At 68.6% G+C, this 26,448-nt stretch carries 16 protein-coding genes; 4 read left to right on the forward strand and 12 right to left on the reverse strand.

Annotated elements, in window-relative coordinates; all coding sequences use genetic code 11:
• Positions 1-259: 259 nt before the first annotated feature.
• From pyk to ABD974_RS10265, 9 genes are all read right to left on the reverse strand, one after another.
• The gene (gene pyk / locus ABD974_RS10225; protein WP_345303217.1) at positions 260-1,726 is read right to left on the reverse strand and encodes a pyruvate kinase; all 1,467 of its coding nucleotides are present in this window, start codon (positions 1,724-1,726) and stop codon (positions 260-262) included.
• 159 nt (positions 1,727-1,885) lie between these two features.
• The gene (locus tag ABD974_RS10230) at positions 1,886-4,201 is read right to left on the reverse strand and encodes a hypothetical protein (protein WP_345303218.1); all 2,316 of its coding nucleotides are present in this window, start codon (positions 4,199-4,201) and stop codon (positions 1,886-1,888) included.
• A complete protein-coding gene (locus ABD974_RS10235; protein ID WP_345303219.1) occupies positions 4,201-6,243 on the reverse strand; it encodes a DUF3857 domain-containing transglutaminase family protein in 2,043 nt (680 codons plus the stop codon). Before ABD974_RS10235 ends, ABD974_RS10230 begins: the two co-directional genes overlap by 1 nt.
• Before the next feature lie 96 nt (positions 6,244-6,339).
• Positions 6,340-6,993, reverse strand: coding sequence for an HAD hydrolase-like protein (locus ABD974_RS10240; RefSeq protein WP_345303220.1), 654 nt, complete (start codon positions 6,991-6,993; stop codon positions 6,340-6,342).
• Positions 6,994-7,119: 126 nt separating this feature from the next.
• Entirely contained in the window at positions 7,120-7,344 is a 225-nt protein-coding gene (locus ABD974_RS10245; RefSeq protein WP_345303221.1) for a DUF6289 family protein, read from the reverse strand.
• Between the two features lie 216 nt (positions 7,345-7,560).
• The gene (locus ABD974_RS10250; RefSeq protein ID WP_345303222.1) at positions 7,561-8,535 is read right to left on the reverse strand and encodes a serine protease; all 975 of its coding nucleotides are present in this window, start codon (positions 8,533-8,535) and stop codon (positions 7,561-7,563) included.
• A 315-nt stretch (positions 8,536-8,850) separates the two neighbouring features.
• Positions 8,851-10,026, reverse strand: coding sequence for a phosphoglycerate kinase (locus ABD974_RS10255; protein ID WP_345303223.1), 1,176 nt, complete (start codon positions 10,024-10,026; stop codon positions 8,851-8,853).
• A gap of 91 nt (positions 10,027-10,117) precedes the next feature.
• Entirely contained in the window at positions 10,118-11,560 is a 1,443-nt protein-coding gene (locus ABD974_RS10260; RefSeq protein WP_345303224.1) for a DUF3999 family protein, read from the reverse strand.
• On the reverse strand, positions 11,557-14,481 hold the full coding sequence (locus tag ABD974_RS10265) for a DUF2339 domain-containing protein (RefSeq protein ID WP_425562673.1): 2,925 nt from the start codon (positions 14,479-14,481) through the stop codon (positions 11,557-11,559). The genes ABD974_RS10260 and ABD974_RS10265 overlap by 4 nt, the downstream gene beginning before the upstream one ends.
• A 223-nt stretch (positions 14,482-14,704) precedes the next feature.
• Between ABD974_RS10265 and ABD974_RS10270 the strand changes: the two genes are divergently transcribed.
• Entirely contained in the window at positions 14,705-15,739 is a 1,035-nt protein-coding gene (locus tag ABD974_RS10270; protein ID WP_345303225.1) for a LacI family DNA-binding transcriptional regulator, read from the forward strand.
• Between the two features lie 154 nt (positions 15,740-15,893).
• On the opposite strand, the gene ABD974_RS10275 is transcribed toward ABD974_RS10270, so the two are convergent.
• Complete coding sequence (locus tag ABD974_RS10275; protein WP_345303226.1) at positions 15,894-17,486, reverse strand: sodium:solute symporter; 1,593 nt, start codon at positions 17,484-17,486, stop codon at positions 15,894-15,896.
• A 347-nt stretch (positions 17,487-17,833) separates the two neighbouring features.
• On the opposite strand from ABD974_RS10275, the gene ABD974_RS10280 reads away from it, so the two are divergent.
• The 3 genes from ABD974_RS10280 (at position 17,834) to ABD974_RS10290 (ending at position 23,332) form a co-directional block, all read left to right on the forward strand.
• Complete coding sequence (locus ABD974_RS10280) at positions 17,834-20,323, forward strand: TonB-dependent receptor domain-containing protein (RefSeq protein WP_345303227.1); 2,490 nt, start codon at positions 17,834-17,836, stop codon at positions 20,321-20,323.
• Positions 20,324-20,411: 88 nt separating this feature from the next.
• Positions 20,412-22,367: an alpha-amylase family glycosyl hydrolase gene (locus ABD974_RS10285; protein WP_345303228.1), complete on the forward strand. Its 1,956-nt coding sequence runs from the start codon at positions 20,412-20,414 to the stop codon at positions 22,365-22,367.
• Positions 22,364-23,332 (forward strand): ROK family protein, encoded by a 969-nt coding sequence (locus tag ABD974_RS10290; RefSeq protein ID WP_345303229.1) that lies wholly within the window; start codon positions 22,364-22,366, stop codon positions 23,330-23,332. The genes ABD974_RS10285 and ABD974_RS10290 overlap by 4 nt, the downstream gene beginning before the upstream one ends.
• A 529-nt stretch (positions 23,333-23,861) precedes the next feature.
• On the opposite strand, the gene ABD974_RS10295 is transcribed toward ABD974_RS10290, so the two are convergent.
• Both ABD974_RS10295 and ABD974_RS10300 read right to left on the reverse strand, forming a co-directional pair.
• The gene (locus ABD974_RS10295) at positions 23,862-25,721 is read right to left on the reverse strand and encodes a DUF4209 domain-containing protein (protein WP_345303230.1); all 1,860 of its coding nucleotides are present in this window, start codon (positions 25,719-25,721) and stop codon (positions 23,862-23,864) included.
• A gap of 4 nt (positions 25,722-25,725) precedes the next feature.
• Positions 25,726-26,061, reverse strand: a complete 336-nt coding sequence (locus ABD974_RS10300; protein WP_345303231.1) for a hypothetical protein — start codon at positions 26,059-26,061, stop codon at positions 25,726-25,728.
• Positions 26,062-26,448: the final 387 nt, after the last annotated feature.

Consider the following 26,448-nt stretch of genomic DNA (forward strand, 5'->3'; position numbering starts at 1 on the left):
GCCTTGTCGAAAAATCCCGGCCATGCTGCAGACGGCAGATTTGAATTGGACTTGAGTGTTTTCTTTCGTCCCTTTCTTTTCGAAAAGAAAGGGACCCGCGCACCAGCGCGGAAAAGGTTCCGGGCATTACCCGCACAGCGCCAACCATCGATGTCGGCAGCAAGAAGAGCTGGGTCCCGGCCTGCGCCGGGACGACGACGGAAGTACCCTCGCGATCGACGCCGCGCGGAAACCATGCGGGCACCGAAGAATGTCCGCGTTACAACTCCCCCAACCCCTCCGCCGTCCCGTCCTCGCCCACCTGCAGCAGACGCAGCGTGTTGGTGGCGCCATGCGTTTCCATGTGCTCGCCGCTGGTGAACACCACGCGGTCGCCGGGGCCGAGCAACTGCGCTTCGACGAGTTTGCGGATGCTGCCGCGCGCGGCCTGGCGCGGCGTTTCGCCGCGGCTGTCGTAATCCATCGGAAACACGTCGCGCATCATCGCCATGCGCCGACGCGCGCTGCCGAGACGGGCGAAGGCGAAGATCGGCGCGCGGCCGCGGAAACGCGAGAGGAACCGCGCGGTGCCGCCGGATTCGGTCATGGCCACGATGGCGCCGACGCCGATGTGCTCGGTGAGGAACATTGCGGCCATCGCGATGGCCTGATCGGCGCGTTCGAGATTGCGCGGCGCATCCTCGAAATCGGTGTCGTGTTCGAACTGCCGTTCGGCACCGAGGCAGATGCGCACCATCGCTTCGACCGCCTTGACCGGATACATGCCGGCCGCGCTTTCCTGCGACAGCATCACCGCGTCGGTGCCGTCGATCACCGCGTTCGCCACGTCCAATACTTCGGCGCGGGTCGGGATCGGGCTGCTGACCATCGACTGCAGCATCTGGGTCGCGGTGATCACGACCTTGTTGCGTTCCAGCGAGGTGCGGATGATCTTCTTCTGCAGGCCCGGCAGTTCGGCGTCGCCGATCTCCACGCCGAGATCGCCGCGGGCGACCATCACCACGTCGCTGGCGTCGACGATTTCGACCAGATTCTCGATCGCTTCGGCGCGTTCGACCTTGGCCACCAGCCAGGCGTCGCTGCCGGCGGCGCGGGCGACGCGGCGGGCCTCGTTCATGTCTTCGGCGTTGCGGCAGAAACTCACGGCGATGAAATCGGCGCCGAGCTGCGCGGCGATCGTGATGAGCTCGCGGTCGCGTTCGGTTAGCGCGCCCAGCGACAGGCCGCCGCCGAGTTTGTTCAGGCCCTTGCGGTTCGACAGTTCGCTGTCGTTGAGCACGTTGGTGACGATGCGTTCGCCTTCGACCGCGGTCACCTGCAACTGCACCACGCCGTCGTCGAGCAGCAGCACATCGCCGGGGGTCACGTCGCCGGGCAGGCCGAGATAACTCACGCCGACCTGGGTTTCGTCGCCGGGCGGCGCGTCGTCGCTGGCGATCAGGGTGAAGGTGGCGCCGGCCAGCAGTTTCACCTTGCCGTTCGCGAACGTCTCGATCCGGATCTTCGGGCCCGGGAGGTCGACGAGGATGCCGACTTCGGTGCCGACCCGCGCCGCGGCCGCGCGCACGGCGTCGGCGCGCGCGATCTGTCCGGAAGGATCGCCGTGCGAGAAATTCAGGCGGACCACGTCCACGCCCGCGCGCAGCAGCGCATCGAGGACGCCCGGGGCGTCGGTGGCGGGGCCAAGCGTGGCGAGGATTTTCGTGCGGCGGCGTTGTTCGGTCATCGGCGTGTGGCGTCCAGGATGTCGGTCGTCGGAATCTCAAGCCGACAACGCTATCACGCCGATGCCTGCGCATCGGCGACAGGCCCGGGCTGCAAACGATCACAACCCGCCGGACCGTCTCGGAAACGGCCGCCGCGGAATCGACCGTGGCGGCGCCGGTTACGGCGTCGCCGGTTCCCGATAGGCCTTGCGCGCCTTGTACAACGCCAGCCGCTGGGCGATGCCCGAGCTGCCCTGCGGCTTGCCGTTGGCGTCGCGCGGCAGGGCATCGAAGGCGCGCTGCTGCAGGCGCAGCGCGGTCGCGAAATCGCCGCTGGCGGCGTAACAGGCGGCGACGGTGTCGACCACGCCCCAGCCGATGCCTTCCCGGCCTTCGACGGTTTTCGCCACGGCGAGGCCCGCGGCGGGATCGTGCACATCCGCATGCGCGGACACGCACAGCAGCCAGGCGAGATTGTTCGCGACCTCGACGTAACCATCGCCCTTGGGATCGGCCCTGCGCATGATCTCGATGCCGCTGCGGCGGCGCTCCGGCGAGCGCGGATCGCTGGCGTACAGCCACATGCCGTACTCGCTGCGCGCGCGGTTGGAACCGGCGGCCACGGCCTTCTGCAGCCATCGCTCGCCGGCCGCCGCATCCAGCGGACCGCCCTGGTCGTCGGTACGCAGCAGCAGGGCCCCCAGCATCGCCTGCGATTCGACATCGCCGCGCTCGGCATCCGTCTGCAGCCAGGCGCGCGCGCGCTGGCGGCTGCGCTTCATGCCGCGTCCATCCAGCGCCAACAGGGCGAGCTCGCGACGCGCTCGGCCAGACGCCTCGTCGTCGCCCGCGGCGAGGGTTTCGAACATCGACACGGCATCGGCGAGATCGCCGCTGAGTCCGTCGGCGCCGCTCGCATAGACCTCCGCGAGCTCCTGGCTGGCGTCGCGATCGCCGGTTTCCACCGCGGCCAGCAGCCAGCCGTCGGCACGCTTCCATTGCCCGAGCTGCATCGCTTCGGCGGCGAGCATGCGCATGGCGAAGTTGTCGCCGGCCTGCGCCGACGATTCGAGCGTCGCCCGCCAGCGCAACGCCGGCTGTCCGTCGCGCATCGCATTCAGCGCCTGTACGCGCTGAGCGCCGGGATGTCCGGACTCGGCCGCCCTGCGAAAGGCCTCCTCGCTGCGCTGGCGCTGGCCGCGCTTGTCGAAGTACTCGCCCAGCAGCGCCTGCCCCATGCCCTGACCGTTGTTGGACGGCCGCTGCAGCACGGCGATATCGGCGTCGCTCAGCGTGGCATCGGCGTCCGTCGAGAGTTTACCGGCGGCCAGCAGCATCTCCGCGTCCGCGCTGCCGGCGGCCACCGCCTTGTGCAGACGCGCCAGCGCGAACGCGGTGTTGCGGTTGTCGTGCAACAGGCTGTCGGCCGCCGCGAAACGCACGCTGGCGCCGTGGCCGTGCCAGATCCTGTCGGCGGCATCGAGCAGCGTGGTCGCGGCCTTGAGATCCTGTTTCACGCCGATGCCGTTGGCATAGGCCGTCGCGAGCAGCGTCATCGGCAACGCATGTTTCTTTTCGGCCAACGGCAGCAGCGCGTCGATCAGTCCGTCGCTGCAATCGCGGTTGTCCCAACTGCTGCACAGCGACAACCAGCCGCTGAGCGAGAGCATGCCACCGCGATTCCCGCCCTCGCGCAGCGCATCGCGTCGCGCCATCAGATCGTCGGTGGACAACGCCTTTCGCATCGCCTCGAGATCGATGCCGAGGGTCTCGCCGGACTTCACCTGCGCCTGCATGAAGGCGGCGGCCATCACATGGCGCTGGAACGGATAGCCCGCGTAGGGATCGCCGCGGGAAATGCCGGCGGTGGCGTCGACGTAATCGAACGACAGATGGCGTTCGACCTTCGCCTCCGGGTCCCATGCGGCCACGACCATGGGGAAATAGCGCCCCGGATGCACGTCGCGGTAGTACTCGTAGCGGAATTCGTAGCCCAGCAGCGCAAGCAGCTGGTACACGTCGCGCGGCGACAGCACACGGATCGGCGCCTGCCAGGGATTGCCGCCCGCGCCGGCGAGCGCGTGCTTCGACAACGCGGCCAGCGCCGCGGCTTCGCGCTCCGCGGTGGCGCTGTCGCCGGTCGCCTCGGCGCAGCGCAGCGCTTCGCGATGCACCGCGATGCTGACCGGCGCCAATGTCACCGCATCGCGCAGGGCCGCGGCCTGATCGCGACAGCGGTCGGCATCGACGCCATCGGCGGTGGCGCCGATCGCATCGAGCGCATCGAAGGCGTCGAACGCGGTCTCGATGTCGGCCTCTTTCATGAATCTCGCCCACACGCCGGCCGGATCCGCCGCGACCTGCTCGGACGTGGCGATGGCCGGCGCCGGCCGGCGCGCGGTGCTCTTGCCCTTGTCGACAGGTTCAACCGCAGAGGCGGCGACGGACGCGAGGCACAGCACTGCGGCAGCGACGAACCACGGCGTGCGCCCCATCACTTGCCGTCCCCCTGCATCACGTCGCGCAGCAGATTGCGCAGACGGTCTTCGCGCTGACGCGCATCCAGCGTGGCCGGAATCGCGAAGCGCAGATTCGCGGACAGTTCGTCCTGCACCTTGCGCAGTTCCTGCAGATGCGCGGCGACCCGCTCCGCCGGCAGCTCGTTGCGCTCGACGTTCATTTCGTAGACCAGTCGCACCGAACCTTCGCCCAGCTCGACCTTGCGCTGGAATCCGAAGGCGTGCGAGGTGCGGTCGATGCGCTCCTCGACGAAGGTCGGCTTCCAACGTTCCGGCAACTGCACCGTGACTTCATGGCGGTAACGCCCGCGCGGCGCGTAGCCCAACGGACCCTTGCGATCCAGCGCCGTCGGCAGGGTGCTGGCGGTCTGCAGCGCCTCGGCATAGACCTCGAGCGCGCGCACGCCGCCCGTTTCGTTCGCGAACGGCGATGCCAGCCGGTAGCGTTCGCGGATGCGCAGCCGGTTGCGCTCGGGGTCGTCCTCGATCACCGGTTCGCCCAGCGCTTCCACCTCGCCATAGCGCTTGCGGTAGTACTCGGAATAACGGCGCGAGAGTTCCTCGCCGCGCTCGCTGAGGGTGTTGCGGCGCTGATAGTCGGCCGATGCGCCGGTGTACAGCGTCTCGACCTCGAACGCGACCTCGCGGCCATCGGCGCTCGGCGCGAACCGCTCCTTCACCTCGACGCCGGAATTGGCTTCGCGCGGGCGCTCGATGGTCTGCAGCGCGGTCACGCCCTCGGCCACCGGCAGCGCCATGCCGTAGTCGCCGAGATCGAAGCGCCGCGGGTCGCCGCCCTGCTGGGCGATGGTGGGATCGACCCACACCGTTTCGCCGCCGATGCGCGCGCGCACGATCACGTGGTTGAAGGTCGAAGCGCTGGGCACGAACTCGCCGATCGCGCGGCCGCGGTCGGTGGCGACCAGCGCCGGGACCGCTTCGATGCCCATCCGATTCAGCAGCGTGGCCAGCAGATAGGTCTTGTCCTTGCAGTCGCCGTAGCGACGGCGCCAGACCAGGTCCGGCGGGTTCGGGCGATGGCTGTTGTCGCCGATCTCGATGCCGAAATAGCGCACGTCGTTCTGCACCGCGCGCAGCGCCGCGGTGAGCCGCGCCTGCGGATCGGGCAACGCCTTCCATTGCGCCAGCCGGCGCTCCAGATCCTCGTCGAACGGTGCGGTATGCCGCGGATACAGCGGCAACGCCCAGGTCACCACGTCGGCCCAGTCGCGCTCCGGCGCGATCTGCACCACCGGATAGGGCTGGTACCACGCCGGGTAGCTGTCCTCGAACACCGTCGCCGGCAGCGCCCGTGCCTGGATCTGCACTTCGACCCCGTCGGCGCCGCGCCGGGCCTGCGGCTCGATCGCGGTGTTCTCGCGATGCACGCGGAACTTCGTGCCCGGGTCGTACAGCACGCGCAGGCCGCTGCGCAGGGTCGGGTTGCGCCACGACAGCGTGATCCAGTCGGCGATCTGGCCGGTGAGGATCGGATTGCTGCCGACGGTGCTGTAGCTGATGCGCACCACGTCGTCCACGCGCACGTCGTCCAGCACGATGAGCGCGGTCACGCTGCCGTCGGTGAGATCCTGCTCGAATTCGCTTTCGCGGCGCGCCAGCGAGATGCGCTCCGGCGACAGGCGGTTCTGCCATTTGCCGTCGCGCAGCAGCTCGACGCGATGGATCGCCATCGTCTGGAATTCGGGATTGAAATTGATCTGGAAGCGCCCGGCTTCGCCGATCAACGACGGCGACTTCGGCTCGAACACGTGTTCGATGTAGGTCTGGTCGCGACCGCCCCGGCGGTCGGACTGCACGTCGTACAGCCAGTAGCGCCAGCGGCGGTCGTCGGCGCCGGGCGCATCCGCGTCCCAGCGCGCCGGCAGTTCGCGCCGGACCACGAACGCCGGCGCATCGCCGGTCGAGAACCGCAGATCGCCGCGGACATGCTCCACGGTCGCCGCTTCGGACACCGACGCCGCGAACAGCAGCACCACCGCACACCACAGATGTTTCATCGCCGACTCTCGTTCCCCTGACCGGGGAAAGGCTACACCGAAAACCGCGAATTCCGTCACGCCCCGGGCCGCATCGCGCGTGGATGCAGGTCCGCCTCAGGCCTGCGCGAACAGCGCCGTGAGATCGGCGGGCGTCCTCGCCAGGGCATGCGCGCCGGCGTCGCGCAGTTCGGCCTCGTCACCGAAGCCCCAGAGCACGCCGATGCCGCGCATGCGGTGATGCACGGCGCCCTCGATGTCCATGTGGCGATCGCCGATCATGGTGCAGGACGCGGCGGCGCGGTCGGCATCGATGCCGAACCGCGCCAGCGCCTCGGCGATGAGTTCCGGCTTGTGGCTCAGCCGTCCGTCCGGGGTCGCGCCCACGACCTCTCGGAAACGCGCGCCGAACGGCAGCGTATCGACGATCTTGCGGGCGTGCGGCTCGTTCTTGGCGGTGACCACCGCGAGCCGCCAACCGGCGGCATGCGCGGCCTCGACGGCGTCGCCGATGCCGTCGTAGATGGTGTGCTCACGCCAGCCTTCGCTCTCGAAGCGTTCGCGATACAGCGCGACCGCGCGCTCGATGTCCGCCGGCGCGTCGAACAGTTGGCCGTAACTGACCCGCAGCGCCGGGCCGATCCAGCGCCGCAGTGTCGCCTCGCCCAGTCCCGGATGCCCCATGCGCTCCAGCGAATACGCCACGCAGCGGGTGATGCCGACGGCGGAGTCGATGAGAGTGCCGTCGAGGTCGAAGAACAGGGTTTTCATGCGGGGATCGGCGGCATGCGGAGGAGACGGGACATCGGGAGGAAAGCGCATCGGGCGCAGCGGCATCGTATCGCGTGAAGGCCCGGACTGCGCCGGGCCTTCACGCGAGCTGCCGCACGATCGGGATCAGAAGCTGCTGGCGCAGCCCTGGGTGAAGGTCTTGCTGGCGGTCGCACTGCCCCAACTGCCGTCGAGCTCGCCGCAGCCGACGGTCTGCTCGCCGACCAGGCGTCCGCCGGCATCGAAGTAATGCCAGGTGCCCTGCAGGCAGCCGCCATTGGCGCCCACGGCGCCGGACAACAACAGGGAGATCGCCAGGGCGGACCACGCCATTGCACGACGGGATTTCATGTTTGCACTCCTTCGCTTGCGCGGCGACATCGCCGCGCTGCGAGCGTACCGGCTAGCGCCGTAGAATTCCGTGATGCGCGACGATGCCGCGATGTCGCGAAAAGAAAGGCCCCCGCGACACGCGGGGGCCTGGTCTCGGCCGAACCATGGGCCGAAGCATCGGCCGAAGGATCCGCCGCGGGTCGCGATCGCGACCGCGGCGATTGGGTTACGACGTCAAAGCCCCGCCTGCGCGACGATGAAACTGCGGATCGAGGCGTTGGAGACGCGGCTGTACACGCCGAACTTGTTGCGGCGGGCACAACCGTTGCCCCAGCTGACGATGCCGGTGAGCACGCTGCCCTGGGTCAAGGGACCACCGGAGTCGCCCTGGCAGCTGTCGACGCCGCCGCGATCGAAACCGGCGCAGATCATGCGCGCGGTGATCGCGCCGTTGTACGAGTTGCGGTCGTTGCAGTTGGTGGCGCTCACCAGCGGCACGGTCGCCTTGCGCAGATCGATCGGGAAGCTGCCGCCCTCGGTCAGCGCGCCCCAGCCGGTCACCAGCAGGTTGGTGCCGACCGCCGGATCGGCGCTGGCCAGCGAGGCGAACGGAATACCGCTGGTGGAGGACGACAGGGTCCACACCGCCACGTCGTAGTCGAAGGTGTTCGGATTCCAGTTCGGATGGATCGCGATGCTGACGACATCGCGGCGCGTGCCGGTGCCGTCGAGATTGCGGGTGCCGGTGAGCACCTGCACCTGACCGGCGGTGACGAAGTCGCTGCAGTGCGCCGCGGTGACGATCACGTTCGCCTTGACCAAGGTGCCGCCGCAGAACTGGGCGTCGAAGTTGCTGGCGACGCTCTTGGTGAGCAGGCCGACCTGGAACGGGTTGTCGTTGGCGCCGGCGACGGTGCCGCCGACGATCTTCGGCGTGATCGTCTGCTGCATCTCGTACTCGGTCATCGGTCCGATGGCGTACCTCAGGTTCTGCGCGGCCAGGCGCAACTGCACGTATTCGTGCATCCAGTTGCCTCGGGCTTCGACCGGCGGCCGCGCCTGGGACAGGCTGCCGCGCTCTTCGAACGCGGGCTTCGGGCCCTGGCGTGCGGCGGCGGGCAGGCTGACGGCGGCGATCGCGGACAGCAGGACGAAGGCGAGCGCGGCGCGCTTGCGGGAACGCCGAGCGGAGGATTTCTCGATGATCATGCGTTTCTCCATGGATGGAATCGACAGGACAGGTGGAATCACCGGACCGTGAATGCGGCGCACGCTGCACGACGTGCGCCGGAGAATGCCCCGCGGGCCCGATCGGACGATCGCATCGGACAGGACGCGATCAGGGGGTGCGGTCGGATCCCGCTCGACCGAACCGTCCGTCGATGAACGCACGCGGCGGCCGCGGGACGCGGCCGGCCCGTGGCGTCGTGAAACGCGCGGGGCGCGCAGGGATATAGCACGCCCGCCGGCGTCCCGCATCCTGCAGCGCACAGCGCCGCGGGGACGCCGCCGTCTTCGGCGCGGTCAGCCGCCGCGCGCCTGCAGCGCAGCCACCGCCGGCAGGGTCTTGCCTTCCAGGAATTCGAGGAAGGCGCCGCCGCCGGTGGAGATGTACGAAACCTCCGCCTCGATGCCGTACTTGTCGACCGCCGCGAGCGTGTCGCCACCGCCGGCGATGGAGAACGCGGCGCTGTCGGCGATGGCGCGGGCCAGGGTTTCGGTGCCCTTGCCGAACGCGTCGAACTCGAACACGCCGACCGGGCCGTTCCAGACCACGGTGCCGGCGGCCTTGATCAGTTCGGCATAGCGCGCGGCGGTCTGCGGGCCGATGTCGAGGATCATGTCGTCGGCGGTGACCGCATCCACGGCCTTGATCGTAGCCGGCGCATCGGCGGCGAACGCCGGCGCGACCACGACATCGGTCGGAATCGGAATGTCGGCGCCGCGCGTCTTCGCGTCGGCGATGATCTGCCGGGCGGTGTCGAGCAGGTCGTTTTCGACCAGCGATTTGCCGACGCCGTACCCCATCGCCGCGATGAAGGTATTGGCGATGCCGCCGCCGACGATCAGCTGGTCGACCTTCGACACCAGCGACGACAGCAATTCGAGCTTGGTGCTGACCTTGCTGCCGGCGACGATCGCCAGCAGCGGCCGCGCCGGGTGTTCCAGCGCCTTCGCCAGCGCATCGAGTTCGGCCATCAGCAGCGGACCGCCGGCGGCCTGCCGCGCGAAGCGGATCACGCCGTGCGTGGACGCCTGCGCGCGGTGCGCGGTGCCGAAGGCATCCATCACGAACACGTCGCACAGCGCGGCGTATTTCCGCGACAGGGCTTCGTCGTCCTTGCCTTCGCCGACGTTCATGCGGCAGTTTTCGAGCAGTACCAACTGGCCTGGCGCGACCTCGACGCCCTCGACCCAATCCTTCACCAGCGGCACGTCGCGGCCGAGCAGTTCGCCCAGGCGCGCGGCCACCGGCGCCAGCGAATCGGCTTCGCTCCACTGGCCTTCCTTCGGCCGGCCGAGATGCGACATCACCATCACCGCCGCGCCCTTCTCCAGCGCCGCGCGCAGCGTCGGCAGCGAGGCGACGATGCGCTGGTCGGAGGTCACCCGGCCGTCGGCGACGGGCACGTTGAGGTCTTGCCGGATCAAGACGCGCTTGCCGGCGAGATCGAGATCGGTCATGCGGACGATGGCCATGCGGGGGCTCCTGGAACGAGGGAAATGGCGAAGACCGCCATTGTCCCCGTTCGGGCCCCGCCGCATCAAACCCGCGCGCGGCGGACGGCCGTCAGCCCTGCGCCGCCGACGATTTCGTCCGCAGCAGGGTCAGCGCGAACCCGCCGACCACCGCCGCGCCCAGCACCAGGAAGCCCCACAGCATCCAGCGCCGCCAGTCGACCGGCACCGGCGCGTCGTCGTAGGCCCGGGCGCCGGCGGCGTCCGCGCGTGCGCCGAGTTCGGCCAGCGGCGGCGTCCATTCGGCGCCCAACTGCGCGCGCAGCGGCGCCAGCGCCTGTTCCACCGGCAGCGCGTCGCGGCGCGCGCTGCGGCTGCCCGCAGCCAGCGTGTAGGGGCCGCGGCCCTGGGCGAGGAACACGAAACGATCCGGCAGATACGCGACCTCCATCGTCGGCGTCGGATTCAGGCGCACCGGACTGCGCAGCCGCCATTCCTTCGCGGTCAGCGGCACGGTCATCACGTAGTCGTCGTTGTCGATGCGCAGTTCGCCCTGGCGCAGGCGGAACAACAGCGTGCGGCCGATCGGCACCCAAGTGACGGTGCCGCCCGAGGTCCCGCCGGTCAGGCCATCGACGATGACCTCGGCGGTGGCGTTGTCGGTACCGAGGCCGATCTGGAGCCGCCCCACCGGCAGCGCCGCGGGCAGGCGATAGCGATAGATCTCGCCCTTGCCGAACTCGTCCGCCGCGCTGTCGACGAAATCGGCGCGCAGCCGCCGCCACTGCGGCACCGACGCCCCGGCGCGGGTGCGACGCGCCTCCACCTGCAACCCCGGCAGCGGATCGCCGTCGAGCTGGCGCAGGCGCAGATAGCGCAGCGCGGTCGTGGGCAGCGCGATGTCGCGCCGCTGCAGCACCGCGCCGTCCCGGCGCAGCGAGACCACCGCCGCAGCGTCGACCAGAGGCTGCCAGTGTTCGAGATCGTCGCTGCCTTCCACCGCGAAGCGCGCGCGCACGTCGCCGCGTTCGGGCCAGCGCAGTTCCAGGCGATCCACGGTGGCCGGCCGCCGCGGATCGCGGTTGAGGTCGGCGTCCATCACGTAATCGATCATCGCCGGCGCGGCGGACGCATTCGCCACGGCGTCCAACTGCAGCAGGTGCAGGCGCCCGGTGTCGTCGCGCTCCAGCCGCAGCGACACATCGTCGCCGCCCTGCGCGGCGTCCGCGCGCCGCGGCAGCGCGAACACCGGCAGCGCGACGTCGGCCACGCCCGGGCGCGCCGCGGGATCGACGGTCAACCGCGCCACCGGCACCGGCTGGCCATCGGCGTTGAACACCGCGAAATCGCGCTGTTCGGCATCCACCAGCGCGGCGTAGACCTCCGGCGTGAGTTCGAACTGCCAGGCGGCGTTCTGGCCGTCGGTCTTCAGCGGCCAGCGATAGGCGTAATCCTCGGGCTTCGCCGCCTGCGCGGGCAGCGCAGCGGCGAAGACGACAAGAGCGGTCAGCGCGAGCGATGCGATCGGGCATCCATACCTGCGATTCGCTTTCATGTTGCGGTCTCCGTGGCGGCGCGACGCGGCGGTGCGGGCGCGAAATATCCCACCGCCGTGCACAGCAGGCCGTAGGCGATGAAAGACACGATGCCGAACAGATTGCCCAGATGGCTGCGGTCGATCAACAACAGTTTCAGCAGCACCACGCCCATCAGCACCGCTGCCGCGCCCCACAGCAGGCGATCGCCGCGGCGCGAGCCGAAGATCCAGCCCAGCACGCCGAGCACGCTCCACACCACGGTCAACGCGGTCTGTACGACATAATCGCCGAGCATGTCCGGCGACCACGCCGTGCCGCTCCAGTGGTGCGTGGCGCGCAGGGTGGCGAAGCTGATCCACACGAACGCGGCCAGCGCGAACACCGGCACGCCGATGCCGCCGCGCGTGCCGCCGTTGCGGATGCCGTCGCTGCGCATGTTGCCGGCCCAAGCGCGATGCGCCAGCAGCGCCAGCGCACCGAGCTGGAACAGTTCCAGCGGATTGATCAGCGTCACCCAAGGCAGCGGCGCGCTGTCGCCCGGGAAGAACAGCGACAGACACCAGCCCATCGCCAGCACCGCCAGCGCCGAACCCAGCAGCGGCCGGCGATAGTCGTCGAAGCCCTTCGCCAGCGGCGGCGCCAGCAGCGACGGCCGCAACTGCAGCAGCGCGGCGAACGCCAGCACCGGCAGACCCAGCGCGAGCACCCGCCAGCCGTCGCCCATGGACTGGCCGGTCGCATCCGCTTCGGCGCGATAGACCAGATGGAAGGCGCCCAGCGCGAGCGCCGTCACCCACGACCAGAACCAGCCGCCGTGCGCGAGCAGACGCACGATCGTGCCGGCTTCGCGCACGCACACCAGCATGCGCCCGCCCAGCGCCGCGAACAGCAGCCAGGTCGCCGCGCCCCATTCGCCGAACGGATGGCTGTGTTCGGCGCTTTGCGCCATCGCGAACGGCACGCCCACCAGCAACGCCGCGGCGGCGGTGACGCCGAAGACCGCCATGTCGTCGAGGCGGCGACGGGCCTCGGCGGTGAGCCAGCCGGTGACGATCAGGAACGCGAACAGCGCATCGATGCGATGCCCGTACGGCACATGTTCGAAGATCTCGTGCGCACCGGCGAAGGTCCACCAGCCCAGCCCCCACAGCGCCAGCAGCGCGACGATGCCGGCGTCGTGCTCGCGACGATAGGTCCATGCGGTCGCCAGACCGGCGATCGCGATCAGCAGCGCGCTCATGAACGCGGGATTGGCGATCGGCGTGGTCGCGGTGGCCGCCGCCATGGTCGCGAAGCCGGTGCTCATGCCGCCGATGCCGGCGACGTAGGCGATCGCGGCCGCGAGCTGCAGCAACAGGCCGGAGATCTGCGGCAGACGATGCCCCTGGCGCACGCCCAGCCACACCAGCGCCGCACCTTCCAGCGCGAACACGCTGGCGGTGGCGCGCGCCGACAGCGCCAGCGGCACCGACAGCGTCGAGAAGCCGACCGCGAGCACGGCGTAGGTGTCGACCAGCGACGCGAAACGCGCGCGACCGCGCAGTGCCGCCGCCAGCAGCGCGTAGATCGCGGCCGCACCCAGCGCCGACAGCGCCAGCGGCATCCGGCTGTCGGCGAACGCGTCGCCCTGCAACAGGCCGGCCTGCAGCGCGAACGCCACCAGCGGCGTGCCGAACACCAGCGTGCCGTCGACCAGCCGGTGCGCGTTGCCGTCGTGGTGTTCTGCGCGACGGTTCGCGTAGAACACCGGGATCAGCAGATACAGCGCGAAGAACAGCAGCAGGAAGGGCTCGGTGGTGGCGAATTTCTCCGGCGCGTAGTCCAGCACGCCCCAGAGCGTGCCGATCGCGAAGGTGAAAACGAAGCCGAGCAGGTTCAGCAGACGCCACGCACGGTGCCAAGCGATGCCGAAGATGCCGAGGTTGAGCACGGCGTAATACGAGAACAGCGCGACATGGTTGCCGCTGCCGGTGGACAGCCAGATCGGCGCCAGGAAACCGGCGAGGATGCCGAACACTGCGAGCGCCAGCGCGTTCTGCATCACCGCCAGCACGCCCAGCCCGGCGACCAGCGCGATGGTGATGCCGAACGCCGTGCCGGCGGGGATCATGCCGTAGAGCTTGAAGGCCGCGAAGGTCACCAGCATCAGCACGCCGATGGCGCCGCCCTGCAGCGACAGCGCGAACGAGCGCCGCGTCTCGCGCTGGCGCCAGGCGAAGACGAGGCCGCCGATCGCCGCCGCGGCGATGCCGGCCAGGCGCAGTTCCATCGGCACCCGCACCCAGCCCTGGTCGTTGGCGTACTTCAACAGCGCGGCGACGCCGGCCAGCAATACCAGCATGCCGATCTTCACCGGCACATTGCCTTCGGTGAACCAGCGACGGACGACGCCGAAGGCATCGCCGATGGGATCGGACGGCGGCTTCAGCGGCGGGCGTTCCGGACGCGGCGCGCGCGGCGGCGGCGAAGAGGGCGGCGGCGCGGCGGCGCCGCGCGGCGGCAGCGGCGGCGGCCCGGCGTGCGCGGTTTCGGAGGTCGGGGCGGCCTCGGCGGGCGCAGGCGGCAGATCGTCTGCCGGCAGGTCGAAGCGGGCGCGGCCCGGGGATGGCGGAATCGGTGGGGCGTCGGACGCTTCGGCGGCGGGTTCGGCGGCGAGTTCGGCCGCGCGGAACGGCGGCGGCGGTGCGGCGGCGGCCTGCGGGCGGAGCGGCTCGGCAGGCGCCGCGGCTTCGGTGGCCTTGGGCGCGGCTGCGGCCGTCGGATCCGGGGCACGGGCTTCGACTCCCAGCAGCCGGCGCTGCAGCTGCTGCACCTCGCGTTCGAGCGTGTCGATGCGCGCCTTGGCGTTGCCGATCTTCACCAGCGCCACCACCAACAGGATGGGCACCGACAACAGCAGCAGCCCCAGCAAGGTCAGAATTCCGGCCAGATCGTCCATCCGTATGCCGCCCTCGCGCGGCTGTCGCCCCCGTTCGCCACGCGCCCGTCGACGTCTGGCGGCCGGGTCTGGGCGAACACCGACGCAGCCTTCCCCATGCCGCCCGGAAATGCAACCGCGCGCCGGTCCGTAGCATCGCCGGCATCCCCGGGTATCGCCGACCGATACCCGTCGCCTATCGCGACGCTTGATCGCGATCACCGTTCGTCGGACTCTAGCCGACATGAACCCGCCGCGCCGCCGGACCTCGCAACCGCCGACCAACCTGCAGATGTCCGACATCGCGCGGCTGGCGGGCGTCTCGGAATCCACCGTATCGCGGGCGCTCAAGGACAGCCCGCTGATCGCCGCGAGCACCCGCGAACGCATCCGCCGGCTCGCCGAGGAGGCCGGCTACGTAGTCAATCCCGTGGCCAGCAGCCTGCGTTCGCGCCAGTCCGGCGTGATCACGGTCGCGGTGCCGCTGGTGCATGCGCGCGAACCGCACCTGTTCGATCCCTTCATGATGACCATGCTGGCCCACCTCGCCGACGCGCTCGGCGACCGCGGCTACAACATGCTGCTGGCGAAGATCGCCGTGCACCAGGACGGCTGGGTGCGGCGGCTGCAGCAACCGGGACGCAGCGACGGCGTGATCCTGATCGGCCAGAGCTCCGAACACGCCGCGATCAACGAGGCCGCGCGCACCGGCATTCCGCTGACCGCCTGGGGCACGCGGATGCCGGCGCAGAAGTATCCGGTGGTGGGCACCGACAACCGGCTCGGCGGCCAGCTCGGAACCGAACACCTGATCCGCCACGGCCGCCGCCGCATCGCCTTCCTCGGCGACGAGCGCCTGCCGGAAGTCGCGCACCGCCACGACGGCTATCGCCAGGCGCTGCGCGCCGCCGGCCTCAAGGCGCATCCGGACCTGCTGGTCCGCAGCCCGTTCTCGAGCGGGGACGCCTACGCCAGCGTGCGTGCGCTGATCGACGGCGGCGCCGACTTCGACGGCGTGATGGCCGCGTCCGACGTGATCGCGATCAGCGCGATTCGCGCCATCACCGAAAGCGGGCGTCGCGTCCCGCAGGACGTGTCGGTCGTCGGCTTCGACGACATCCTGCTGGCCGAGCACGCGCACCCGCCGCTGACCACCGTGCGCCAGGAACTGGCGCAGGGCGCGGTCAAGCTGGTCGACACCGTCATCGCCGCGATCCGCGGCGAACAGGCGGAATCGACGATCCTGCCGCCGACCCTGATCGTCCGCGCGTCCGCATAGGGTGCGCCCCGGCACACCGCTTTTCCTCGCACGCGGATTACATGCGGATTAATAAATGGTGCGTCGGGTCGCACTCTGTTCGCTGCTTGCTGCTTGCCCTCCCCTCTCCCCGCATGCGGGGAGAGGGTGCCCGAAGGGCGGGTGAGGGGCGCCGTCAGCGGAACGTCCACACGATCGCCGCCGTGAGCAGCAGCAACAGCACCGACAGCACGCGGTAATTCTTCCACCACGGCATCCCCGCGAGCGCGCGCGATTCGTCGCGATAGAACGCGGGCGTCCACAGCATCGCCTGCACATGCGCGGAGGCCGGCGCCGCGGTGGCGGCGCTGACCGCGACGAGCACGATCGCGCTGAGCACGAACAGCAGCGGCGCGACCAGCAGGAAATGCAGGCCCAGCGGTTCCGCCGCCAGCACGTTCGCCCAGAACAGCGCGCCGCCGCCGACGAGACCGGCGACGATCGACGCGAACGCACCCTTCGCGTTCGCCCCGCGCCAGAACAGGCCGACCAGGAACAGCGCGCACACCGGCGGTACCGCGTAGGCCAGCACCGCCTGCAGGTATTGCCACAGCGATTCGAAGCGTTCGATCTGCGGCGCCCACGCCACCGCCAGCACCATGAACACGATGGTGGTGATGCGCCCCGCGCGCACCAGCGCGGCGTTGTCCGCCTGCGGCATGCGCGGACGCACGAAATCCATGGTCACCAGGGTCGCCGCGGAATTGAAGGTGCTGGCGATCGAGGACATGATCGCGGCGAAGAAACCGGCGATGACCACGCCGACCAGACCCGCGGGCAACAGATCGAAGATCAGCGTCGGATAGACGAGATCGGGCTTGTCCAGCGTCGGATACAGCAGGATCGCCGCGGTGCCCGGCAACACCATCACGTACAGCACCGGCAGCTTCAGCAGGCCCGCGAACAGCGCGCCCCAGCGGCCGTGGTTTTCGTCCTTCGCCGACAGCACGCGCTGGACCATGAACTGGTTGGTGCACCAGAAGTAGAAGCCCAGCAACGGCACGCCCAACACCAGGCCCAGCCACGGCACGCCCGGATCGTCGAGCGGGCGGATCAGCGAGAGTTTCGCCGGATCGACCGCCGCCATCACCGCGTCCCAGCCACCGGCCTTGTCGAAGGCGAAGAACGCGATGAACACCGACGCGCCGAGCAGGATCACCGCCTGCACGGTTTCGGTGTAGATCACCGCGCGCAGACCGCCGGCCACGGTGTACACGCCGGCAGACAGCGCCAGCACCGCGACGATCTGCCACAGCGGCCAGTCCGGCAGGATGAGCTTGAGCATGATCGCGCCGCCGTACAGCGTGCCGGCGGTGTCGACGACGATGTTGAGGAAGATGGTGAGCGCGGAGAAATAGACGCGCGCGCGGCCGTCGTAGCGGCGTTCGAGATATTCCGGCAGCGTGTAGACCTGCGATCGCAGCAGGAACGGCAGGAAGAACACGCAGAAGAACGCGAGCACCACCGTCGCCATCCACTCGTAGTTGTAGACCGAGATGCCGGTGCCGTAGGCGGCGCCGGCGAGGCCGATCAACGTGGTCGAGGAAATGTTCGAGGCCAGCAGCGCGAGCCCGATCACCGGCCAGGTCATTTCGCGCGAGGCGAGGAAATAATCTTCGGCGGACGCGCGGCGCTTCGAGACGATCAGGCCCAGCGCGATGATGCCGAGGGCGTAGAGCGCGATCACCGCAAGATCGATGCCGGCGAGTCGCACAGAAAAATCGGCCATGGAACGCTCCGCGAAATATCGGGGCCCAAAGGCTACCGGAGGGCCCGACCGGCACGGCGATACTGCGCCAATGCAATCGATTGTGCATGCTGCAACGCAACACGAATTCCGGCGAATTCCCTTCCGCTGCACATGCCGGCCCGGGGCGTGAGATGAAGAGAAAAAGCGTATTTATCCGCTTGTTTTTCCAATAATTTATCGATCTCGAAAGAATTGCCTGGAAATGATCGGCACCGCGCAAGGGTCGAAAAGCGACCGCAATCTACATTTGCAATCGATTGCGTAATCGGATATCACATCTGCCACCCGGGCAACCGCCCGCGCCATTCACCGGAGGACATGCCGCCATGCGTCGCCAATCGAAGCCGTTGCAATGCCGCACCGCCACGCCGCGCCCCCACACCCTCGCGTGGGCCCTGTCGTGGGCGATCTGTCTGTCGCTGGCGCCGGGTCTGGCCGCCGCGCAGTCCCAGGACGCGCCCGCCGAGGACGCCGACGGCGCCGGCGATCTCGATGCGATCGTGATCACCGCCACCGCCGGCGGCAAGTCGAAACTGCGCACCAGCGTCTCGACCAGCAGCATCACCCCCGACACCATCGAACGCTCGGCCCCGCGTTCCACCGCCGAGATCTTCCGCAACATCCCGGGCATCCGTTCCGAATCCACCGGCGGCGAAGGCAACGCCAACATCGCCGTGCGCGGCCTGCCGGTCGCGGCCGGCGGCGCCAAATTCCTGCAACTGCAGGAAGACGGCATGCCGGTGATGGAATTCGGCGACATCGCCTTCGGCAATGCCGACATTTTCCTGCGCAACGACTGGTCGATCGACCGCATCGAAGCGGTGCGCGGCGGCTCCGCCTCGACCTTCGCCAGCAACTCGCCGGGCGGCGTGATCAACTTCATCAGCAACACCGGCGAAGTCCAGGGCGGCGCCGTCGGTTTCACCACCGGCCTCGATTACGGCAGCCAGCGTCTCGACTTCCGCTACGGGCAGCCCTTCGGCGACGGCTGGCGCTTCCATGTCGCCGGCTTCTGGCGCAGCGGCGACGGCATGCGCGACGCCGGCTACACCGCCGAGGAAGGCGGCCAGCTCAAGGCGAACCTGACGAAGGAATTCGAAAACGGCTACGCGCGCTTCCACCTCAAGCGCCTCGACGATCGCGCCATCGCTTATCTGCCGGTGCCCACCCGCGCCACCGGCAGCAACGGCAGCCCGAACCTCGGCACCTACCAGGGCTTCGACCCCGCGCGCGACACTTTGCAGAGCCGCTATTTCCGCAGCGACATCGGCCTCGACGGCGACAACAACCGCCGTCGCACCGACATCACCGACGGCATGCATCCGGACAGCACCGCGTTCGGCGCCGAAGTCCAGTACCGCTTCGCCGACGGCTGGCGCATCGACGAAAAATTCCGCTACGCCGACAACCAGGGCCGCTTCGTCGGCCAGTTCCCGGCAGAAGTCGGCAGCGCCGCCAGCATCGCACCGACCATCGGCGGCGTCGGCGCCACGCTGCGCTATGCCAACGGCCCCAACGCCGGCCAGGCCTACACCGGCACGGTCGTGCGCACCCATCTGTTCAACACCGAGATCAACGATTTCGGCCACTACGCCAACGACATCAAGCTCACCCGCAGCTTCGGCGTGGGCGACGGCGGCAATCTCGACCTCAGCGCCGGCTACTACGCTTCGCGCCAGAACATCGACATGGACTGGGTGTGGAACTCGTACCTGCAGGAAGTGCGCGGCGACGGCCGCTCGGCGCTGCTGGACGTGATCAGCGCCACCAACGTCAACCTCTCCGACAACGGCCTGTACGCCTACGGCGTGCCGTTCTGGGGCAACTGCTGCACCCGCAGTTACAACGCCAAGTACGAGATCGGCGCGCCGTATCTGTCGCTGGCGTTCTCGCTGGGCGATCTCGACATCGACGCCAGCGTGCGCCGCGATTCCGGCGATGCCAGCGGCAATTACGCCGGCGCCGTGCAGGTCGCGAACGTGGACGTGGACGGCGACGGCACGATCTCCGGCCCCGAACGCAACGTGTCGCAGGTGAACAACGTCGGCGCATCCCCGGTGAATTACGACTGGGGCTACACCTCGTACTCGATCGGCGCCAATTACCTCTTCGACGACAACCTCGCCGCCTTCGCTCGGATCAGCCGCGGCGGCCGCGCCAACGCCGATCGCCTGCTGTTCGGCGTGGTCCAGCCCGACGGCTCGGTGCGCGCGCAGGACGCGGTGGATCTGGTCGACCAGATCGAAGGCGGCCTGAAGTGGCGCAACGGCGGCTTCAGCCTGTTCGCGACCGCGTTCTTCGCCGAAACCGAGGAACAGAATTTCGAACTGACCAGCCAGCGCTTCTTCGATCGCGTGTACGAAGCGCGCGGCATCGAACTGGAAGCCTCGCTGCGGGTCAACGAATTCTTCTTCAACGGCGGCCTGACCTGGACCGACGCCGAGATCAGCCAGGACGACATTTCGCCGGCGAACGAAGGCAACACGCCGCGTCGCCAGGCGGACGTGGTCTATCAGCTCACCGGCGGCTATCAGGCCTCGAACTGGACCGTCGGCGCGAACATCCTCGGCACCACCGACGCCTACGCCCAGGACAACAACCAACTGGTGATGCCCGGCTACACCCAGGTGAATCTGTTCGCGGACTACCGCTTCGCCGAGAAGTGGGTGGTCGGCCTGAACGTCAACAACCTGTTCGACGAGTTCGGCATCACCGAAGCCGAAGAAGGCAGCATCGTCTCCGGTGCCGAGAACGTGATCCGCGCGCGCTCGATCCCGGGCCGCACCGCGTCGCTCAGCGTGCGCTACGAGTTCTGAGGCGACGACGGCGCGCGTCGGGCCGGCCCCTCCCGCCCGACGCGCGTCGTCGTTTTCAGACGTGTCCTTCCGACGTACCCGAGCCGACATGAGCGCCCGACCTGCGACCGACACCCCCTCTCTTCGACAACGCTTCGCGGCGGCGATGTCGACCACGCACGGCGCGCGGACGCTGGCGCGCTGGGATGCGCACGGCCCGCGGCTGATCGAAACCCTGTCCGCGCTGTACGACGGCTCACGGGGTTTCGACGCCGCTCTCGCGCGACTGATCGACGGGATGGCCGCGTGCGCCGAAGTGCGTCCCGCACCGCTGCGCGCGCTCGATGCCGCGCGCAAGGACGATCCCGCCTGGTTCCTCGGCCAGGACATGATCGGCTACACCACCTATGTCGACCGTTTCGGCGGCACCCTGCCCGGCGTCGCCGCACGGGTGCCGTATCTGCAGGCGCTCGGCGTGCGCTATCTGCATCTGCTGCCCTTCCTGCACGCGCGCGATGGCGACAACGACGGCGGTTTCGCGGTGCGCGATTACGACGCGGTCGATCCCGCGCTGGGCAGCGACGAAGATCTGGATGCACTGACCGCGCGGCTGCGCGACGCCGGCATCAGCCTGTGCGCCGATCTCGTGCTCAATCACACCGCCGACGATCATCGCTGGGCGCAGGCGGCACGCCGCGGCGATCCGCGATACCGCGCGTTCTACCACGTCTTTCCCGACCGCGATCTGCCCGACGCGTACGAACGCACGCTGGGCCAGGTGTTCCCGCAGACCGCGCCGGGCAATTTCACCCGCGTCGATGGACTCGGCTGGGTGTGGACCACGTTCTACGGCTATCAGTGGGATCTGGACTGGTCCAATCCCGAAGTGTTCGTCGAGATGGCGCTGACGATGCTGCGGCTCGCCAATCGCGGCATCGAAGCCTTCCGGCTCGACTCCACCGCCTACCTGTGGAAGCGCCTGGGCACCGACTGCATGAACCAGCCCGAGGCGCACGCGATCCTGCAGGCGCTGCGCGCGGTGAGCGACATCGTCGCGCCCGGCGTGCTGCTGAAGGCCGAGGCGATCGTGCCGGCGCGCGAACTGCCGCCCTACTTCGGACTGCGGGCCGACGGCGCAAACAACGCGGACAGCGCCGGCCGCGAATGCCATCTCGCGTATCACAGCACGCTGATGGCGGCGCTGTGGGTCGCGTTGGCGGAACAGCGCGGCGACCTGCTCGCCGGCGTGATCGCGCAGACGCCGGCGCTGCCCGCCGCCAGCGGCTGGCTGACCTATCTGCGCTGTCACGACGACATCGGCTGGAATGTGTTGCGCGAGGAAGCCGCGGGCAGCGACGGCCGCGCACCGTTCGATCTCGCCAGGATCGCGCGCTTCTTCGCCGGCGATACCGACGAGGCCTATGCCCGCGGCCGCAGTTTCCAGAGCGCCGGCAGCGAACACGTGCACGGCACCAACGGCATGGCCGCCGCGCTCGCCGGCATCGACGATGCGATCGCACGCGGCGACGCCGATGCGCTGCGCGCGGCCGAACGGCGGCTGATCCTGCTCTACGGCATCGTCCTGGCCTGCGCGGGCCTGCCCGCGCTGTACATGGGCGACGAGATCGCGCTCGGCAACGACGAGGCCTACGCGCACGATCCCGCACGCGCGGGCGAAGGCCGCTGGCTGCATCGCCCGGCGATGGACTGGACGCTGGCCGACGCGGTCGCGTCGCGACAGAACGCCGACACCACCGCGGGCCGCGTCGGCGCCGCGTTGCGACGGATGATCGCGGTGCGCCGCCTCACCCGCGGACTGCGCGGCGACGCGCCGATGCGCGCGCTGCGCTTCGACGATCCCGCGCTGCTCGGCATCGAGCGCGGCGACGGCATGGTCGCGCTGTTCAATCTCGCCGGGCGCGAGGTCGCGGTGCCGATGCCGCCGTCGCTGGCCGATGCATGCTGGCGGGACATGCTGGACGACGGCAGGCCCGACGACGGCAGCGACACCGCATGGCCGACCACCCTCGCGCCGCATGCGCTACGCTGGCTGCAACGCGCATGACCGGGTGGACCGCCACGATGATCGATGCCGACGCCGAGCCCGTCTACGCCGCGATCGAAGCCGGCGGCACCAAGTTCGTCTGCGCGCTCGCGCATGCCGACGGCACGCTGCTCGAACGGGCGCGGTTCTCCACCCGCGGCCCGCAGGACACGCTGGCCGAAGCGCGCGCGTTCTTCGACGCCGCAGCCACGCGCCACGGCAAGCCGCGGGCGCTCGGCATCGCCAGCTTCGGCCCGCTGGAACTCGATCACGCCGCAGCGCGCTACGGCCGCCTGCTGCGCACGCCGAAGCCCGGCTGGCACGACGCCGACCTGCTGGCGCCGTTCGCCACGCTCGACATCCCGATCGCGCTCGACACCGACGTGAACGCCGCGGCGCTGGCGGAGGCGCACTGGGGCGCGGGCCGCGACCGCGACGGCGGACCGCTCGACAGCGTCGCCTACGTCACCGTCGGCACCGGCATCGGCGGCGGCGCGGTGCTCCACGGCCGCACGCTGCGCGGCCTGCTGCATCCGGAACTCGGCCACATCCATCCACGCCGTCACCCGCACGACCACGGCTTCGCCGGCATCTGTCCGCACCACGGCGACTGTCTCGAAGGCCTCGCCAACGGCCCCGCCATCGTCGCGCGCCTCGGCCACGAACTCGGCGACGCCGCGCCGACGCATCCGATCTGGGACATCGAGGCCGATTACCTCGGCCAACTCTGCGCCCAGCTCGCGCTCACCCTGTCGCCGCGGCGCATCGTCCTCGGCGGCGGCGTGATGCAGCACGAACGCCTGTTCGCACCGATCCGCGCGCGCACGCAGCACTGGCTCAGCGGCTACCTCGCCCGCCGCGAAGTCGAAGCCGGCATCGACGACTACATCGTCCCGCCCGGACTCGGCGACCGCAGCGGCATTCTCGGTGCGTTGCGATTGGCGATGGCGGCGGAGGCGCAGGCCAAGGGATCGCGTCTGCCATAGGGTGCCGCCTTGGCGCACCTTGTCGGGTTGATGGACTGGCATCTGCATTCATTGTTGTTGAATGCATGCAGCAGCTATTGGACGACGCTTGGGTGCTGGGCGGGTGGTTTCGGCCAGGAGCGGATATGACCTTGCGTGTGAAGGGCAGACTTCGCACATGATCAGCCGCTTCAAGTGGGTCGCTGGCCCTTTTTCCCATCCTCCTCGCGATCGGAGCCGCCTGGGTCGCTACAGGTTTCCCTCTGCACTGGGCCAAGGGCGAGATCGCTGGCAGCTTCTGCGAGAGTACTGAGGAGGACTATCTCTGCCTTGTAGAACTGGTCCCGGATGGCGCGCGCGTTAAAACCGAGTCCGTATTAGAAATAGCAATGGAGGTATCCGTTGAATTGCACGTTCGGGTCAATCCCTTGACAGTTACTGCGACCTACAAAGTTGTACGCTGAAAGTTGATGTCCGTTCTTGGTCTGCCCGAAGCAGCACGCTTGTACCTCGGCAACAATGCGCTCGGGCCCCGCCACTTGTGGGGTTTTCAATTGTCATCCGCGACGGGTGCCGGAGCCGGCTCCTCGGGGCTCGGAGCCGCCGCCGTCACAGCTTCGGTCTGGGCTCGTTGTGCGAGCAATGGCGTGAGCAGTACACGCCAGAGAAGCCACCACAAGCTCACCGTCTTCGCGCTGGCCACTTCCCCATCCGGCGACAAGCCATGCGCATAGGTGTTGCGCAGGTCGTAGCCCCACTTCTCGGTGAGATGGCACCGAAGTTCGAACAGCAGCTTTTCGCCGAAGATCTCGCGGGCCTGAGGCAGTTTGAACAGCTCCGTCAACGGCCGCTCGGCCTGGAAGCCGTCGGAGTCCACGCCCGAAGTCACCACGCCGCGGCGCTTGAGCCAGTGGCGCACGAGCGCTTCCATGCGCGGAATCAGATACGCACCCGCCGCGAGCCAGTCGCCATCAAAGCCGAATGTCAGGCCACGAATGATCGATACCTGGATACCCTCTGGCACGAAGGGATGGCCGACAACGTAGCTGGCCACGTCCGACTCACTGGGGTGGTGCTCGTTGTAGATGGTCTGTGCCGCGCGCAAAGCGATTACGTCGCCGCGCAGGTGCAGTTCCCAACGCGCCGCGTCCTGAAAACTGGCATGCTGCAGCGCTAGCTCGCGTTCATCGTCGGTGCCATCGAGCAACGACCCTCGGCGCCCGATGGTCAGCCCGTCGTAGTTCATCAGTTCCTGGGGCATGGAACCCGACAGCGGATGGCGCCGGGCATTTTCAAGGACGCGCTCGCGCGTGCGCGTGACATTAATCAGATCATCCAGGCCTACCAGACCGAACAAGGCCTCTTCGAAACTCTTACCGGAAACGCCGGCCATGACCCGATCGTGCAGCGGGCGCACATCGATCTCTTGCGAGATCTGCCGCAGCTCACCGGTCGCTGCCTGCTGCAGCTCGAGCAGTCGCTCATGCACCGCCTCCGACCGCTCCTTCGCGGCACCCGCTTGGCGCAAGGCCTCCAGTCCCACCTTCATCCAGTGGGCGGCGAACATGGCATTGGCGGCGCCGGCTTCGGCGTGGGACACGAAACCTTCGGCCTCGTTGAGACGTGCTTGCGACCGACGCGCCTCGTCGCCCGCCAATTGCCACAGTTTGGCGGCACGGCCCCAAAGTTCGGCATGCTCCAGTGCGGGTCCTGCGGCGACTAGTAATCGCTCTGCGGCCTCTTCCAGCAGCGGCGCGAGCGTAAGCGCCAACGCATGCTGCCGCTCAACGCAATGGTCGGCGAGGATAATCATCAACACCGGGCGATCAAGCGCGGCGCGAGCGGTGGCTTCGACCAAGCGCCATAGCTCGTCGAGCACGGCGGGGGCTTGCTTGCGAAATTGCCAAGCCAATTCTAGCCCGCGCTCGAGCGCTTCGCGCCCGACCAGTTCGTCGCCACCGAGCAATTGTGCAGAGGCTGTGTGTGCATAGCTTTGCGCAGCCAGGACCGCCATTGGCCAGACGCGATTGCCGCACAGCTTGCCCGCTTCCCACGCCACATCCGCCAGCCGTGCGCGAATGGCCAGCTCCGGCATAGCGTCGGCGATATTCGCCAGCGTATCGATGTCTTCGGGTCCGAAATCAGTGATCGCCGGCGAACGCAGGTTGCCGGCCTGCATCATGATGCCGAAAGGGCTGGACCGGCTGGAAGGGCGCAGATCGAGCCACGCGGCGGCAGCGAGCATGTCGAAGGCGCGGCGACCGATCACGTCGGTGTCCGGCAGGGCTTTGGCTTTGGCCTGAAAAAACTGCACCAGGGCATGGTCGGGTGCCGACCCGCCCGGCAAGCCCTGCAGCCAGTGTCGGGCGGCGTAGAAAGCGAGGTCCACTGGCGCGCTCAGATAGCCCACGGCATCACTCCGCTTGATTGTGGCCGAACAGCGACTGCTCAATCCGCCACAGAGCCGAGACGAAGTTGTCGATCAACTGCTGCCCTTGGCGCAATGGCGAGCCTTGCGCGTCGATGCCAGCAAGCGCTAGCGCCTCGGCGATTTTAGAGCTGGTGGGATGAGCATCGCCTAGGCGCATCTCATATGCTCCGGCGATGTGTCGGAAGATATCGCGCGCCGCCGCCTCGCCTATGCGAGTGGCTAGGACATCTTGCAACAGCTTATTGGAGCCGGACTTGTCCTTGTCCACGTGCGTGGCGAGTTTTCGCAGTTCCCGCACATCCAACCGATCAGTGAACACGCGAACCAGCTCTTAGGCCAAGCGAAGCAAGGATGGTTGGTCTTGGCTGGCAAAGCGCGAAACGTGTTGAATCACGCTCTTGTCGTCGATGTTGGAAAAGGGTCAGGTTCATTTTCAATGTCCGCTTTGGGTCGAAATCAGCCCTTAGGGAAAACTACTCCCCCACCCACCCCACATCAATCACACCTGTCATATCTGACAGCCACCACATCCGCTGTCGCATCTACCGGTTGCAGAAACGTCGGCCATGGTTCGTCGCGACTTGCATCGCTCCCACAGGGGCTTGCGGTAAGTGTGTTATAGCGGCGTGGTGTGGTCGCGCCTCCCGGCGCTCCTACAGGGGCTTTCGGCGAGGGTGCGGTGGCTTTGAGGCATGGTCGCGACTTG

Origin of the sequence: Lysobacter hankyongensis (assembly GCF_039543145.1) — a bacterium.
In the GTDB taxonomy this organism is placed as follows: Bacteria; Pseudomonadota; Gammaproteobacteria; order Xanthomonadales; family Xanthomonadaceae; genus Lysobacter_I; species Lysobacter_I hankyongensis.

Coding starts and splice junctions, on each gene's coding strand:
- ABD974_RS10230 (WP_345303218.1), bottom strand. CDS start 4,201: ATGGGGCGCACGCCGTGGTTCGTCGCTGCCGCAGTGCTGTGCCTCGCG.
- ABD974_RS10270 (WP_345303225.1), top strand. CDS start 14,705: ATGAACCCGCCGCGCCGCCGGACCTCGCAACCGCCGACCAACCTGCAG.
- ABD974_RS10275 (WP_345303226.1), bottom strand. CDS start 17,486: ATGGCCGATTTTTCTGTGCGACTCGCCGGCATCGATCTTGCGGTGATC.
- ABD974_RS10265 (WP_425562673.1), bottom strand. CDS start 14,481: ATGGACGATCTGGCCGGAATTCTGACCTTGCTGGGGCTGCTGCTGTTG.
- ABD974_RS10235 (WP_345303219.1), bottom strand. CDS start 6,243: ATGAAACATCTGTGGTGTGCGGTGGTGCTGCTGTTCGCGGCGTCGGTG.
- ABD974_RS10245 (WP_345303221.1), bottom strand. CDS start 7,344: ATGAAATCCCGTCGTGCAATGGCGTGGTCCGCCCTGGCGATCTCCCTG.
- ABD974_RS10240 (WP_345303220.1), bottom strand. CDS start 6,993: ATGAAAACCCTGTTCTTCGACCTCGACGGCACTCTCATCGACTCCGCC.
- ABD974_RS10285 (WP_345303228.1), top strand. CDS start 20,412: ATGAGCGCCCGACCTGCGACCGACACCCCCTCTCTTCGACAACGCTTC.
- ABD974_RS10250 (WP_345303222.1), bottom strand. CDS start 8,535: ATGATCATCGAGAAATCCTCCGCTCGGCGTTCCCGCAAGCGCGCCGCG.
- ABD974_RS10260 (WP_345303224.1), bottom strand. CDS start 11,560: ATGAAAGCGAATCGCAGGTATGGATGCCCGATCGCATCGCTCGCGCTG.
- ABD974_RS10280 (WP_345303227.1), top strand. CDS start 17,834: ATGCGTCGCCAATCGAAGCCGTTGCAATGCCGCACCGCCACGCCGCGC.
- ABD974_RS10290 (WP_345303229.1), top strand. CDS start 22,364: ATGACCGGGTGGACCGCCACGATGATCGATGCCGACGCCGAGCCCGTC.
- ABD974_RS10255 (WP_345303223.1), bottom strand. CDS start 10,026: ATGGCCATCGTCCGCATGACCGATCTCGATCTCGCCGGCAAGCGCGTC.
- pyk (WP_345303217.1), bottom strand. CDS start 1,726: ATGACCGAACAACGCCGCCGCACGAAAATCCTCGCCACGCTTGGCCCC.